Annotated in this window: 13 protein-coding genes; 5 read left to right on the top strand and 8 right to left on the bottom strand. The window is 74.8% G+C overall.

Annotated features, from left to right (window positions below):
• The first annotated feature begins 79 nt into the window (after positions 1–79).
• The 4 genes from IRQ30_RS07210 to IRQ30_RS07195 all read left to right on the top strand — a co-directional run bounded on the left by IRQ30_RS07210 (position 80) and on the right by IRQ30_RS07195 (position 3,888).
• Complete coding sequence (locus tag IRQ30_RS07210; protein WP_193612275.1) at positions 80–448, top strand: YraN family protein; 369 nt, start codon at positions 80–82, stop codon at positions 446–448.
• Positions 448–2,052: a YifB family Mg chelatase-like AAA ATPase gene (locus tag IRQ30_RS07205; RefSeq protein ID WP_193612274.1), complete on the top strand. Its 1,605-nt coding sequence runs from the start codon at positions 448–450 to the stop codon at positions 2,050–2,052. The genes IRQ30_RS07210 and IRQ30_RS07205 overlap by 1 nt, the downstream gene beginning before the upstream one ends.
• Positions 2,049–3,182 carry a DNA-processing protein DprA gene (gene dprA / locus IRQ30_RS07200; protein ID WP_193612273.1) on the top strand — a complete coding sequence of 378 codons (1,134 nt, stop codon included), beginning with the start codon at positions 2,049–2,051 and terminating at the stop codon, positions 3,180–3,182. The genes IRQ30_RS07205 and dprA overlap by 4 nt, the downstream gene beginning before the upstream one ends.
• Positions 3,183–3,252: 70 nt before the next feature.
• Positions 3,253–3,888 carry a hemerythrin domain-containing protein gene (locus IRQ30_RS07195; protein ID WP_193612272.1) on the top strand — a complete coding sequence of 212 codons (636 nt, stop codon included), beginning with the start codon at positions 3,253–3,255 and terminating at the stop codon, positions 3,886–3,888.
• Positions 3,889–3,894: 6 nt separating this feature from the next.
• Here IRQ30_RS07195 and IRQ30_RS07190 read toward each other — a convergent pair whose 3' ends face one another.
• Positions 3,895–5,133, bottom strand: a complete 1,239-nt coding sequence (locus tag IRQ30_RS07190; protein ID WP_338089604.1) for a D-arabinono-1,4-lactone oxidase — start codon at positions 5,131–5,133, stop codon at positions 3,895–3,897.
• 169 nt (positions 5,134–5,302) lie between these two features.
• On the opposite strand from IRQ30_RS07190, the gene IRQ30_RS07185 reads away from it, so the two are divergent.
• Positions 5,303–6,202 (top strand): tyrosine recombinase XerC, encoded by a 900-nt coding sequence (locus IRQ30_RS07185; protein ID WP_193612350.1) that lies wholly within the window; start codon positions 5,303–5,305, stop codon positions 6,200–6,202.
• A gap of 11 nt (positions 6,203–6,213) precedes the next feature.
• On the opposite strand, the gene IRQ30_RS07180 is transcribed toward IRQ30_RS07185, so the two are convergent.
• From IRQ30_RS07180 to IRQ30_RS07150, 7 genes are all read right to left on the bottom strand, one after another.
• Positions 6,214–6,819, bottom strand: a complete 606-nt coding sequence (locus tag IRQ30_RS07180) for a M23 family metallopeptidase (RefSeq protein ID WP_193612270.1) — start codon at positions 6,817–6,819, stop codon at positions 6,214–6,216.
• Between the two features lie 136 nt (positions 6,820–6,955).
• Positions 6,956–7,321: a monovalent cation/H(+) antiporter subunit G gene (gene mnhG, locus IRQ30_RS07175; RefSeq protein WP_193612269.1), complete on the bottom strand. Its 366-nt coding sequence runs from the start codon at positions 7,319–7,321 to the stop codon at positions 6,956–6,958.
• Positions 7,318–7,644 (bottom strand): MrpF/PhaF family protein, encoded by a 327-nt coding sequence (locus IRQ30_RS07170; protein WP_193612268.1) that lies wholly within the window; start codon positions 7,642–7,644, stop codon positions 7,318–7,320. Before IRQ30_RS07170 ends, mnhG begins: the two co-directional genes overlap by 4 nt.
• Positions 7,641–8,201 (bottom strand): Na+/H+ antiporter subunit E, encoded by a 561-nt coding sequence (locus IRQ30_RS07165; RefSeq protein ID WP_193612267.1) that lies wholly within the window; start codon positions 8,199–8,201, stop codon positions 7,641–7,643. The genes IRQ30_RS07170 and IRQ30_RS07165 overlap by 4 nt, the downstream gene beginning before the upstream one ends.
• On the bottom strand, positions 8,198–9,889 hold the full coding sequence (locus tag IRQ30_RS07160) for a Na+/H+ antiporter subunit D (RefSeq protein WP_193612266.1): 1,692 nt from the start codon (positions 9,887–9,889) through the stop codon (positions 8,198–8,200). The genes IRQ30_RS07165 and IRQ30_RS07160 overlap by 4 nt, the downstream gene beginning before the upstream one ends.
• On the bottom strand, positions 9,886–10,380 hold the full coding sequence (locus IRQ30_RS07155) for a Na(+)/H(+) antiporter subunit C (protein ID WP_193612265.1): 495 nt from the start codon (positions 10,378–10,380) through the stop codon (positions 9,886–9,888). The genes IRQ30_RS07160 and IRQ30_RS07155 overlap by 4 nt, the downstream gene beginning before the upstream one ends.
• Positions 10,377–13,253 carry a Na+/H+ antiporter subunit A gene (locus IRQ30_RS07150; protein WP_193612264.1) on the bottom strand — a complete coding sequence of 959 codons (2,877 nt, stop codon included), beginning with the start codon at positions 13,251–13,253 and terminating at the stop codon, positions 10,377–10,379. Before IRQ30_RS07150 ends, IRQ30_RS07155 begins: the two co-directional genes overlap by 4 nt.
• Positions 13,254–13,288: the final 35 nt, after the last annotated feature.

The raw sequence follows: 13,288 nt of genomic DNA, 5'->3' as shown, positions 1-13,288 counted from the left end.
GGGTTCGTCCCCAGGGCCCGAGCGCGCGGGGGCCGACTGTCCTGCCTCCGGTCGAGGCTGTCCTGCGAGGAGGTCGGCGATGACGACGACAGCAGCGAGCAAGCAGGCCCTGGGTGCCTACGGAGAGACGGTGGCCGCGCGTCACCTGGTCGCGGCGGGGTTGAGCCTGCTCGACCGCAACTGGCGGTGCGAGGAGGGCGAGGTCGACCTGGTGCTGCGGGAGGGCGCGGTGCTGGTGGTGTGCGAGGTCAAGACCCGCACCAGCGACGTGTGCGGCTCGCCGCACGAGGCGATCTCGCGGGCCAAGCTCGACCGGCTGCACCGGTTGGCGCAGCGGTGGGCCGACGACCACGGGGTGCGGCCGCCGGAGACCCGCATCGACCTGGTCGCGGTGCTGCGGCCGCCGCGCGGGGCGGCGCTCGTCGAGCACGTGCGGGGGATCGGCTGATGCCGTTCGCGACCACGCACACCGTGTCCCTGCACGGCGCGATGGGGCACCTCGTCGACGTCCAGGCCGACGTGTCGCCCGGACAGGTCGGCACGACCCTGGTGGGGCGGCCCGACGCCTCGCTGAGCGAGGCCCGCGACCGGTGCCGGATGGCGGTGATCAACAGCGAGCTCGGCTGGCCGAGCACCAAGCGGATCACGATCCTGCTCTCGCCCGCCGACCTGCTCAAGCGCGGGAGCCACTTCGACCTGGCCATCGCGGTCGCGGTGGTGGCGGCCGACGGCCGGCTGCCGGTCGCGCAGCTGCAGGCCACCGGCTTCATCGGCGAGCTGACCCTCGACGGCGGGCTGCGCTGCGTGCCGGGGGTGCTGCCGATGGTGCTGGCGGCCGCGGAGCGGGGGATCGCGCGGGTGTTCGTGCCCGAGCCGCTGGCCCGCGAGGCCTCCATGGTCCCCGGCATGGACGTGTTCGGGATGCGCTCGCTGGCCCAGGTCGTGGCGGAGCTCCAGGGCGAGGACGTCCCCGAGGCGCCGCCCGTGCCGCCGATGTCCGGCAGCCAGCTGCTCGCGTGGCGCGGCGCCGAGCGGCTCGAGGAGGTCGACCTGGCCGACCTGCGGGGGATGGCCGACGCCAAGTACGCCGTCGAGGTGGCCGCGGCGGGCGGCCACCACCTGCTGCTCTCGGGCCCCAAGGGCAGCGGCAAGACCAGTATCGCCGAGCGGATCCCGACGATCCTGCCGCCGCTCACGACCGAGGAGGCCCTCGAGCTGACGGCGATCCACTCGCTCGCCGGCACCCTCGACCCGGGCGACGGGCTCCTCACCGCAGCGCCCTACGCCGCTCCCCACCACGACGCGAGCAAGGCGGCGCTGATCGGCGGCGGCAGCGGCCACATCCGCCCCGGCGAGATCAGCCGGGCCCACTGCGGGGTCCTGTTCCTCGACGAGTTCCCGCTGTTCCGGGCCGACGTCATCGAGGCGCTGCGCCAGCCCCTCGAGAGCGGCGACGTCACCATCGCGCGGCGCGAGGAGCTGGTGACGCTGCCCGCGCGCGGGATGCTCGTGCTGGCCAGCAACCCCTGTCCCTGTGGGGAGTACCACCCCCGGGCGAGCAACAACCGCTGCACGTGCGCGGAGCGCGTCCGTCGCGACTACCGCGCCAAGATCACCGGCCCCTTGGCCGACCGGATCGACATCGTGCGCCACGTCGAGCCCGTGGCCCCGCACGAGCAGGCCGACCGGTTCGCGATCGTCGAGCCGTCGGCGGTGGTGCGGGCGCGCGTCGCGGCCGCGCGCCTGCTCCAGGCCGAGCGCTACGCCGAGCGCAGCTGGCGGCTCAACGCCCACGCGCCCGGGCCGGTGCTGCGCGAGGCCTGGCCGCTCGAGCCCGAGGCGCAGCGCCTGCTCGACGACGAGCTGTTCTCCGGCCGGCTCAGCAGCCGCGGCGCCGTCCGGGTCCACCGGGTCGCGTGGACGGTGGCCGACCTGACCGCCGTCCGCAGCGGTGAGGCGGTGACGCCCGGCGTCGAGGAGGTGCAGACGGCGCTGCTCCTGCGGACGGCCGAGCCGTTGCCCCACCGACGGCTGGAGGTGAGGGCGGGATGAGCGACGACGCCGAGCGGCTGGCCCGGGCCGCCCTGAGCCGGCTGGCCGAGCCGGGCGACCCCCGCCTGACCGGGCTCGTCGCCGAGCTCGGCGCGCCCCGGCTGCACGAGCTCCTGGTGCGGGAGCGCGACCCCGGCGGGATGCTCACCGACGTCGCCGCCCGCCTGGCCTCCAGCGACCCCGAGCGGGAGCTCGACCGGGCGCGACGGCTCGGGCTGCGCTTCGTGATCCCCTCCGACGAGGAGTGGCCCGGCCAGGTGGGCGACCTCGTCCTCGCCGGGACGATGCACGAACGAGGCGGGCCGCCGATCGGGCTCTGGGTGCGCGGCCCTCTCCGGCTCGACTCGCTGCGCGGCTCGGTGGCCATCGTGGGCGCCCGCTCGGCCACCGGCTACGGCACCCAGGTCGCGGGCGAGCTGGCCGCGGTGACGGCGCGCTCGGGTCGGCCCGTCATCTCGGGGGCGGCTTTCGGGATCGACCAGGCGGCCCACCGCGGCGCGATCGCCATGGACGCCCCGACGGTCGCGGTCCTGGCCTGCGGCGCCGACCGCGTCTACCCCGCCGCCCACCAGCAGCTGATCGAGCACATCGCCACGACCGGGGCGGTCGTGTCCGAGGCGCCGCCGGGGTGCGCGCCCACGCGGATCCGCTTCCTCGCCCGCAACCGGCTCATCGCGGCCCTCTCCCGAGGGACGGTCGTGGTGGAGGCGGCGGCGCGCAGCGGGGCGCTCAACACCGCCGGCTGGGCGGCTCGACTCAACCGGCTGGTCCTCGGCGTGCCCGGCCCGGTGACCAGCCCGCTCTCCCAGGGGGTGCACCACCTGCTGCGGCAGGGAGCGGCGAGCCTGGTCACGTCCGGGCAGGAGGTGCTCGAGATGGTCGGGGAGTCGGGAGCCGGCCTGGCCGCCGAGCCGCGCGGGGAGACCCGGGCCCGCGACCGGCTGAGCTCGCGGCACCGGCAGGTGCTCGACGCGGTGCCGGTCGCTCACGCCGCCCCCACCGACTCGGTCGCCCGCACCGCCGGGCTCGGGGTCGTCGAGGTGCGCTCGGCCCTGTCCTACCTCCTCAGGACCGGACTGGTGGTGCAGGACGACGACGGCTGGCGCCTCGCCGCCCTGGCCCAGACGTGAACGGGGGAGGTGGCCGAGGCAGGTCTGAACCGGGCTGGCGGGGCGGCGAAGCGAGCCCTAGTGTCCCCAGATGGGCACGACGATGACCATGAACCGTGTGATCCACGCGGCCGTGCGGCGCGACCTCGACCGGTTGGAGTCGGCGCTGGCGGACTTCCCGGCGGGGGACGCGGCCCGGGCGGCGGCCCTGCAGCGTGCCTACGGCGAGCTCCGACATCAGCTGCACCACCACCACGTCGGCGAGGACACCCACATCTGGCCGATGCTGGCCGGGTTCGGTGTCGACGCGGGGCTGCTGTCCGCGATGGAGTCCGAGCACCACGCGATGGCCGAGTCCCTGACGTCGGTGACCACGGCCGTCGACGCCCTCGCGGGCGACCCCAGCGCGGAGCGGGCCGCCATGGCGCGGGTGCGTGTCGCCGACGCCCGCGAGGTGATCGACCAGCACCTCACCCACGAGGAGAACGACCTGGAGCCGGTGCTCCTGCCCTACCTGGACACCCCCGAGTGGCACGAGACGGAGAAGAAGCTGCGCTCCGCGCCGCCGCGGGTGGCGGGGGAGTTCTTCGCGTGGCTGCAGGACGGAATGGAGCCCGAGCACCGCGCGTTCCTGCGGCAGAGCGTGCCGCGGCCGGTGACCTTCGTGCTCACCCGCGTGCTCGGACGCCGCTACCGCCGGGAGGTCGCGCCGACCTGGCGCGCCTGAGGGGCGTCAGTCGAGGTCGAGCGTGCGAGCGAGGAAGTCGCTGCGGAACACGCCGTCCGGGTCGACCCGCTGGGCCAGCGCGCGGAAGTCCTCGAACCGCGGGTAGAGGGGCCGCAGCTCGTCGGCACCCGCGACGAAGCACTTGCCCCAGTGGGGCCGGGCGCCCAGCGGCAGCAACGCCTCCTCGATCGCGGGCAGGACGGCGTAGACGGCCGGCACGTCGCGGACCCAGGTGAAGTGCAGCGCCACGGCGTCGACGTCGTAGGCGCCGCTGAGCCAGAGCCGGTCGGCGGCGACGGTGCGCACCTCGCTGACCTGCAGCAGCGGGCCGAACCGGCCCGCCAGCGAGCGCAGCGCGGCGACCGCCTCGAGGGCGCGTGCGCGCGGCACGAGGTACTCGCTCTGCAGCTCCTCGCCCCGGCTCGGGGTGAACGCCATCCGGAAGTGCGGCAGCCGCTCGTGCCACGGGCCCGGGACGCCCCCTTGGTCGGTGACGGCCTCCAGGTCGGCGCCCGTGAGCATGTGCAGCGTGCCGACCGCCGCCGGCGCGCCGAACAGGTCCGTCGGCGGCGTGGTGTCGCGGCTCTTGAGCCACACCTGGGCGACGTCGGCGCCGGCCCAGTCGGTGAACAGGCTGACGCTTCCGGCGCTGGCGGTGAGCTCGTCGAAGCGCTCCAGCGCGACGCCCCACGGCAGGTCGGTGTAGAGGTCCTGGCGCACGTCGTAGGTGGGCTCGACGTCGAGCGTCACGTGGGTCGCGACGCCGAGGGCGCCGAGGGCGACGACGTGCCCGTCGAAGTCGGGGTCGCCGCGACGGACGGACCGCAGGGTCCCGTCGGCGCTCACCAGGTCCAGCCCCGCGACGGCCGCGGCGAGCGAGCCGATGCGGTCGCCCGAGCCGTGCGTCCCGGTGGCCACGGCTCCCGCCACCGAGATGTGGGGGAGCGAGGCCATGGTCGCCAGCGCCCAGCCCTGGGCGTGCAGCTCGGCCGCCAGCCGCCCGTAGGTGACCCCGCCCGACACCCGCACCTGGCGGCGCTCGGCGTCGACGGCGATCTCCGCGGGCAGGTCGGCCGTCACGACCAGGTCGCCGGCGGTGTCGGCGACGTCGGTGAAGGAGTGCCGCGACCCGAGGGCGTGGACCCGCTCGGCGCCGGCGACGACCGCCTGCAGCTCCTCCACGGTGGTGGGGCGGTGGACCCGCGCGGCCGCGAAGCGGTGGTTACCGGACCAGTTCGTCAGCACCGGGACATCATCCCTCCCGCGGAAAGCCCCGACCGCGCGCCCTCCCACGGCGCCGCCACTGCCCGCCTCGGCGCGGGACGCCGACGCCCGGGGCGCGCGCTCCTACGCTGGGACGGTGAGCCCCGAGACCCCCGACGCCGCCGCCGACGCGGGGCTGCTGCCCGAGCAGATGGCGCGGGTCCTGGGCGAGTACGAGCGGCACCTGGTCTCCGAGCGCGACCTCACCGCGCACACCGTGCGGGCCTACTCCGCCGACATCGCAGGCCTCCTGGAGCACGCCACCCGCCTCGGCTGCACCGGCGTCGGCGAGCTCGACCTCCGCACCCTGCGCAGCTGGCTGGCCAAGCAGCAGACCATGGGCCTGTCGCGCACGACGCTGGCGCGCCGCGCGACGGCCGCCCGGGTGTTCACCGCCTGGCTGGCCCGCACCGGTCGCGCGCCGGCCGACGTGGGTGCCTCGCTCGGCTCCCCGAAGCCGCACAAGTCGCTGCCCCCGGTCCTGCGCGCCGACGAGGCCGAGGACCTCATCGCCGCCGCGGCCGCGATCGCCGACGACGGCAGCGCCGTCGGGCTGCGCGACGTCGCGATGCTCGAGCTGCTCTACGCCACCGGCATCCGGGTCGGCGAGCTCGTGGGGCTCGACCTGGACGACGTCGACCGCGACCGCAACGTCGTGCGGGTGTTCGGCAAGGGCCGCAAGGAGCGGTCGGTGCCGTTCGGGAGGCCCGCGGCACGGGCGCTGGACTTCTGGCAGCGCCAGGGCCGCCCGCAGCTCCTCGTGGCGGGCTCCGGGCCGGCGCTCTTCCTGGGCGCGCGCGGTCGGCGGATCGACCCCCGGGCGGTGCGGACCCTGGTGCACCAGCGGATCGCGGCGGTGCCGGGCGCTCCCGACATCGGGCCGCACGGCCTGCGCCACACCGCGGCCACGCACCTGCTGGAGGGCGGCGCCGACCTGCGCTCGGTGCAGGAGCTGCTGGGGCACGCGTCGCTGGCGACCACCCAGCTCTACACGCACGTCACGACCGACCGGCTGCGGCGGGCCTACCAGCAGGCCCACCCCCGCGCCTGACGCCGAGCGCATCACGGGCCCCGGTCGATCGCGTCGCCGCCCGGCCCGGCCGCCCGCCCGACCGTGGTGGGCCGCGCCGGCGTGACCGCCGGGGAGTGCGACCACAGCGGGAGCAGACGCACGGGGCCGCCCCCGACGAGCAGGAGGGGGTCGAGGTAGGTCTCGCCCTCGATCCAGCCCCAGTGGAGGCAGGCCCGGGGGAAGCAGTGGGACCGCGGGAGCTGCAGGCTGCCGAGACGGTCGCCGGCGGCGACCACGTCGCCGACGCCCACCTGGGCGACGACCGGCTCGTAGGTGGTGCGGGTGGGTCCGTGGCCGACGACGACCACGCCCCGGCCGGCCAGCGGACCGGCGTAGAGGACGCGCCCGGGCAGGGCGGAGCGCACCGGCTGACCCACGCTGCCGGCGAGGTCGACCCCGCGGTGTCCGGGCCCGTAGGGGTCGGCCGGCGGGTCGAAGTCGGCGACGACCTCGGGCGTCGGCCGGAGTGGCCAGACGCCGACGGGCAGTGGGTCCCCGGGCTCGCCGGAGGCCGCGCTGCCCCCCAGCAGGGAGAGCGCGACGCCCAGGACGACGGTGACGAGCCCGGGGACCCGGATCGGGAGGACGGAGACCATGCGTCGAGACTGCTCCGGCGTGGGGACGGCCGGGCCGGGCTCGGGCCCGTCCTGGGGAGGACGGGCGCCGCGGGGCGTCCTGTGGACGACAGGTGGCCCGCGGATCGGCAGGTCAGGTCAGGGCGGGGCGGTCAGGTCAGGGGGCGCCGCGGGGCTCGTCGTGCTCGCGGACCTCGCTGAGCTCGTCGACGACCAGCAGGTCGTGGCGGACCTGTCCGGCGCGGAACGACGCGCGGCCGATCATGTGGCTGGAGACGACGCTGGCGGCCATCTGCAGCAGCACGACCAGCATCAGCAGCCCGACGATGCCGGGGTCGCGCAGCCGCAGGCCCACCCCGGCCATGACGAGCACGGTCCCGAGCACCTGCGGCTTGGTGGCGGCGTGCATCCGGCTGAGCAGGTCGGGCATCCGCAGCACCCCGACCGCGGCGAGCAGCGCCAGCACGGAGCCCAGCAGCAGGCAGACCGCGGCGGCGACGTCGGCGACGGTGGTCCAGCTCATCGGGCACCGTCCCGGTCGCCGGCGTCCCGCCCGGTGCCGCCCTCGCCGTCGCCGTCGGCGCGAAGGTCGCTGCTGCGGCTGGCGTAGCGGGCGACGCTGACGGCGCCGACGAAGCCGCAGCCGGCCAGCACCACGAGCGCCGGCAGTGCGAAGGTGTCGCCGGTGTGGACGGTGTGCAGCCCGACGGCGCAGACCGTCACCGCGACCAGCACGTCGAGCGCGACGCTGCGGTCGAGGATCGTCGGGCCGATGGTCGTGCGGACCACCAGCAGGAGCGCGGCCAGGAGCAGGAGCAGCCCTGCCACCACGAGCACCACGGTCATGTCGCGTCCTCCTCGACGGGTCGTGGGGGGAGCGCGCGGAGCACCCGCTGCTCGAGTGCGAGGGCGTCACGGCGGAACGCCTCGGCCGCCTCGGCGTCCTCCACGTCGAGGACGTGGAGGTACAGGGTGTGCGTGGAGCGCCGGGCCTCGACGACGACCGATCCCGGGATCAGCGACAGCATCGCCGCGACGAGGGTGAGGACGAAGTCGGAGGAGCTCTCGAGGTCGACGGCGACCACGGCGTTGCGCACCGGGCGGCGACGCAGCACCACCGCGGCGACCTGGACGCTCGCCCGGACGACGTCGACCAGGAAGCGCGCCAGCACCGCCAGCAGGAGCAGCGGCCGGGCGCCCGAGACGAGGTCGATGGGCGGCAGCGGGAAGACGACGCACACCAGCACCGCGACCAGGACGCCGCCCACGAGCAGCAGCGGCGTCACCTCGCCCCACAGCGCCAGCCACACCAGCGTGAGCCAGACGACTGCGAACGGCTGGACGGCGCGGTGACGCGCGAGCTTCGTCGTGCCGTCGCGCCGGGTGCGCATCACCGGGCTCATCGACGGTCCTCGGTGAGGACGGAGGACAGGTAGGGGTCGCGCTCGTGGAGGTCGCTCGCGGCGCGGTCGCTGAACGCGAAGAGCGGGCCCGCGACCACGGTCAGGAGCACGCTGAGGGTGACCAGCCCCGCGGCCGGGACCAGCATCCCGGCGGGGGAGTGGCGGCTGTCCTCGCCGGCCTGGATGAGGGAGTAGAAGTCGCGGTCGGGTAGGTCGTCGTCACCGAGCCGGCGGGCGTCCTCGATGTCCTGCTTGGACACGACGCCGCCCCCGGTGTGCACGTGGCCACGGTGCTCGTGGACGACGCCCGTGTCGTGACCCGGCACCGGGTCGCCTCCTCCGCCGATGGCCTCGAGCGCCTCGTGGGCCTCCCGCGGGGTGCGCCAGAACGCGACCGCCCACGTCTTGGCGACGGCGTACAGGGTCAGGAGGCTGGTCAGGGCACCGCCGCCGACGAGCGTCCACGCCAGCCAGCCGCCGTCCTGCTGGGCGGCCTGGAAGAGGCCCACCTTGCCGATGAAGCCGGAGAACGGCGGGATGCCGGCGAGGTTCATCGCCGGCACGAAGAACAGCACGGCCAGCAGCGGCGCGATCCGCGCCAGCCCGCCGATGCGCAGCAGCGCCGTGCTGCCGGCGCGGCGCTCGACGAGGCCGAGCACGAGGAACAGCGCCGTCTGGATGGTGATGTGGTGCACGACGTAGAAGATCGTCCCGGAGGTGCCGGCCCGGCTGTCGAGGGCGATGCCGAGCACGAGGTAGCCGATGTGGCTCACGAGCGTGAACGAGAGCATCCGCTTGATGTCGGACTGCGCGACGGCGCCCAGGATGCCGACGACCATCGTGAGCAGCGCCGCCCACAGCAGGAGGTCGGTCAGCGGGCTGTCCGGGAAGAGCAGCGTCTGGATCCGCAGGATGGCGTAGACGCCCACCTTGGTCAGCAGGCCCGCGAAGACCGCGGTCACCGGCGCCGGAGCGGTCGGGTAGCTGTCGGGGAGCCAGAACGACAGCGGGAACACTGCCGCCTTGATGGCGAAGGTGGTGAGGAGCAGCAGCTGGATCATCAGCGACACGTGGTCAGGCAGCGCCGCCAGGCGCTCGGCCAGGTGGGCCAGCGTGAGCGTGCCGGTGGCGGCGTAGGTGACGGCCAGGCTGATGAGGAACAGCGTCGAGGAGAGCAGGTTGACGAGCACGTAGATCGTGCCTGCACGGATCCGGGTCGCAGTGCCGCCGAGCGTGAGCAGCACGTAGCTGGCGAACAACAGCATCTCGAAGCTGACGAAGAGGTTGAACAGGTCACCGGCGAGGAAGGCGTTGGCCACGCCGGCCACGAGCACGAGGAACGTCGGGTGGTAGATCGAGATCGGCGCGCCCTCCTCGTCCTCGGTCATGCCCTGCCCGACCGAGTACGCCAGCACTGCCAGCGTCACCAGGGCGCTCACGAGCAGCATCAGCGCGGCCAGCCGGTCGGCGACGAGCACGATGCCGAGGGTCTCGGGCCACGCTCCGATCCACACCGTCTGCGGCCCGTGGCGGTCGGCCTGCACCAGGAGGACGGCCGCGATCGCCACCACGGCGGCGAGGACCGCGAGGCTCAGCCAGCGCTGGATCCGGGGGTGGTGCAGCAGCGCCAGCGATACGCCCGCGCCGAGGATCGGGAGCAGGACCGGGAGCGGGACCAGGCCGTTCACGAGCGGTCCCTGATCTCGGCCGCGTCGGCCACGAGCGGGTCGTCGTCAGGCCCTTGGCCGGGGTCGCCGCTGGAGTCGTCGCCGGGGTAGTGCGAGGTGGTCGCGTCGTAGGCCTCGGACGTGACGTCGTTGACCGCGAGCCTGCGGATCGTGGCGTCCTCGACGTCGTCCTGGACGTCGTCGTGGCCGTTGAGCTGCCAGCTGCGGTAGGCCATCGCCAGCACGAACGCCGTGGTCGCCAGGGTGATGACGATGGCGGTGAGGACCATCGCCTGCGGCAGCGGGTCGGAGAGCCCCGTCACGTCGCCGTCCTTGTCGACGATGGGCGCCCGCCCGGCGGGGCCGCCGGCGACGAGGAAGGACAGGCTGACGCCGTTGCCCATCATCACCAGCCCGACCAGGACCCGGGACAGGCTGCGCTCGAGCAGGAGGTAGACGCCACAGCCCATCAGGACGGCGGCGGTGAGGACGAGGGTGAGGTTGACGTTCACGTGGCCTGCGCCTCCGCCCGGCGCCGTGCGCGCTGGATGTCGCGGTCGATGTGGGAGCCGAGGGCGCGCAGCAGGTCGAGCACCAGCCCGACGACCACGAGGTAGACGCCGACGTCGAAGAGCACCGAGGTCACCAGGTGCAGCTCGCCGAGGAACAGCAGCGGCACGTCGACCACCGCCGACTGCAGCACCTCGCCGCCGAAGGCCATCGGGAGCAGGGCCGCCAGGGCGGCGATCGCGAGCCCGGACCCGATCAGGCGACCGGCGTCCACCGGCGCCGCCTCGTCGAGCTCGTAGCGGCCGCCGGCGAGGTAGCGCACGACGAGCGCCAGCCCGGTGGTCATCCCCGCCGCGAACCCGCCGCCGGGCGCGTTGTGGCCGGCGAGGAGGAGGTAGATCGAGATGACGACCAGCGTGTGGAAGATCAGCCGCACGATCACCTCGAAGATGATCGAGCGCTTGTCGGGGGACAGGGTGCGCGAGCCGGGGAGCCAGGCGCGGCGCCCCGGACGCGTCGCGATCTTCTGGACGCCGGCCGGGTAGGGGATGTCGTGCACGCGACGGATGTCGGCGCCTCGGGCGTGGACGAAGACCAGGCTGGCGACCCCGGTGGCGGCGGCGACCAGCACGGCGATCTCCCCGAGGGTGTCCCACGCCCGGGTGTCGACCAGGATCACGTTGACGATGTTGCCGCCGCCGCCGTAGTCGAGCGCCTCCTTCGGCAGCGCGAGCGAGACCGGGTCGGCCGTGCGAGCGGCGCCTGCGACCAGCAGGAAGCCGGCGGTCACGACCCCGACCGCGAGGCCGATCGCGGCGCGCACGTAGCGCTGCCGGCTCAGCGGCCGGTCGGTGAAGTACTCGGGCAGGCGACGCAGCGCCAGGACGAAGACCACCACGGTGAGCGTCTCCACCAGGACCTGCGTGAGCGCCAGGTCCGGGGCGCCGTGCACGACGAACAGCAGCGCCGTGCCGTAGCCGGTGACCCCCACGAGCAGCACCGCACGGATCCGGCGGCGCGAGCGGGCGGTCATCACCGCGGCGATCGCGGTGACGACGCCGACGACCGCCTGCACCGGGGTGTCCCAGGCCTGCACCCGCAGGTCGTGGCGACCGTCCAGGAGCGTCGCGCCGGGCAGCAGCACCACGACCAGCAGGATGACCCCGAGGTACGCCGCCGCGGACCCGCGCTGCACGACACCGGTGACCTCGACGGCCACCCGGTCGAGCAGCCGCATCCCGGCGCGGTAGGACCGCTCGAGGCTCCAGTCGTGGGCCAGCCGCGTCTGGAGGCGCGACACGGGCTCGCGCAGGAGGAAGAGGAGCGCGCCGACGCCGAGCGTCGTGGCGGTGAGCAGCAGCGGGAGCCCCACGCCGTGCCAGAGGGTCAGCTCGGCGTGGTGGACCCCGGGCGGCAGGGTGTCCGCGTGCGCACCGAGCACGCTGGTGAGCGGACCGCCCGTCAGCCCGAGCACCAGCGACAGGGCCGCCAGGACGACCGGCGCCGCGACGAACGCCGGTGCCGGGCGGTGCACGGAGAGCGGCTCCGCCACGTCTCGGCCGGCGAACGCGCCCCACACGAAGCGTGCCGAGTACGCCGCCGTCAGCACCGAGCCGAGGACGACGCCGGCCACGAGGAGCCAGCCGCCGAGCCCGGCCAGGCCGGTGCCGTCGCCCTCGCGGGCCACGTCGAGCAGCGCCACCAGGACGCTCTCCTTGGCGACGTAGCCCAGCAGCGGCGGCAGCCCGGCCATCGAGGCGGCGGCCAGGGTGGCGGCGACCGCCAGGACCGGCATCCGTCGGCCGAGCCCGGTGAGCCGGCGCAGGTCCCGGGTGCCCGTGCTGTGGTCGATGACGCCCACGGTCAGGAACAGGGTCGCCTTGAAGAGCGCGTGGGCGACCAGGAGCGCGAGCCCGGCCAGCATGGCGCTGCGGGTGCCCACGCCGAGCACGAGCACGAGGAAGCCCAGCTGGCTCACCGTGCCGTAGGCGAGGAGCAGCTTCAGGTCGTGCTGGCGAAGGGCCCGGACACCGCCGAGCACCATCGTCGCGACGCCGAGGGTGAGCAGCACTGCCCGCCACCCGGGCACGCCGGCGAAGGCCGGGGCCAGCAGCGCCACGAGGTAGACGCCCGCCTTCACCATGGAGGCGGCGTGCAGGTAGGCGCTGACGGGGGTCGGGGCCGCCATGGCCGAGGGCAGCCAGAAGTGGAAGGGCAGGAGCGCGGACTTGCTGATGGCGCCGACGAGCATCAGGTGCACCCCCACCGTCACCGCGGTGCCGGTGGGCGGGTCGGCCAGGATCTCGGAGATCCGGTAGGTCCCGGCCTGGTCGCCCACGACGAGCACCCCCACCAGGAGGACCAGACCGCCGAGCGTCGTGACGACGAGCGCCTGGACGGCCGCGCGGCGACTGGCGCGGCGCCCGGGGTCGTGGCCGATGAGGAGGAAGGAGAAGACCGTGGTCAGCTCCCAGAACACGTAGAGGACCAGCAGGTCGTCGGCCAGGACCAGCCCGAGCATGGCCCCCATGAAGGCGACGAGGACGCCCGCGAAGCGCGGCACGCCGGCCTCGTCGTCGCTGAAGTACCACGCGCAGTAGCCGAGCACGAGCACGCCGATGCCGAGCACGATGAGGGCCATCACCCACTGGAGGGGGCCCATCGCGAAGGCGAGCTCCATGTCGATGCTCGGGACCCAGCGGTGCACCTCCACGAGGGGGTCGCCGTCGACCACGTCCGGGCCCTGGGCGGCGACCCAGGCGGTGCCGGCGAGCGGCACGAGGGCGACCAGCGGGAAGCCGCGACGGCCGACGCGGAGCAGGACCCAGGGCGACAGCACCGCAGCGGTGAGGACGGCGGCGATGAGCACCAGCACTGGTCGGGGTCCCTCGCTGTCCTCGCTGTTCTCGA

The organism is Nocardioides lijunqiniae, from assembly GCF_015024225.1.
Taxonomy (GTDB): Bacteria; Actinomycetota; Actinomycetes; order Propionibacteriales; family Nocardioidaceae; genus Nocardioides; species Nocardioides lijunqiniae.
The sequence above is the reverse complement of the archived record's forward strand: the minus strand, read 5'-3'. Positions and strand labels throughout refer to the sequence as shown.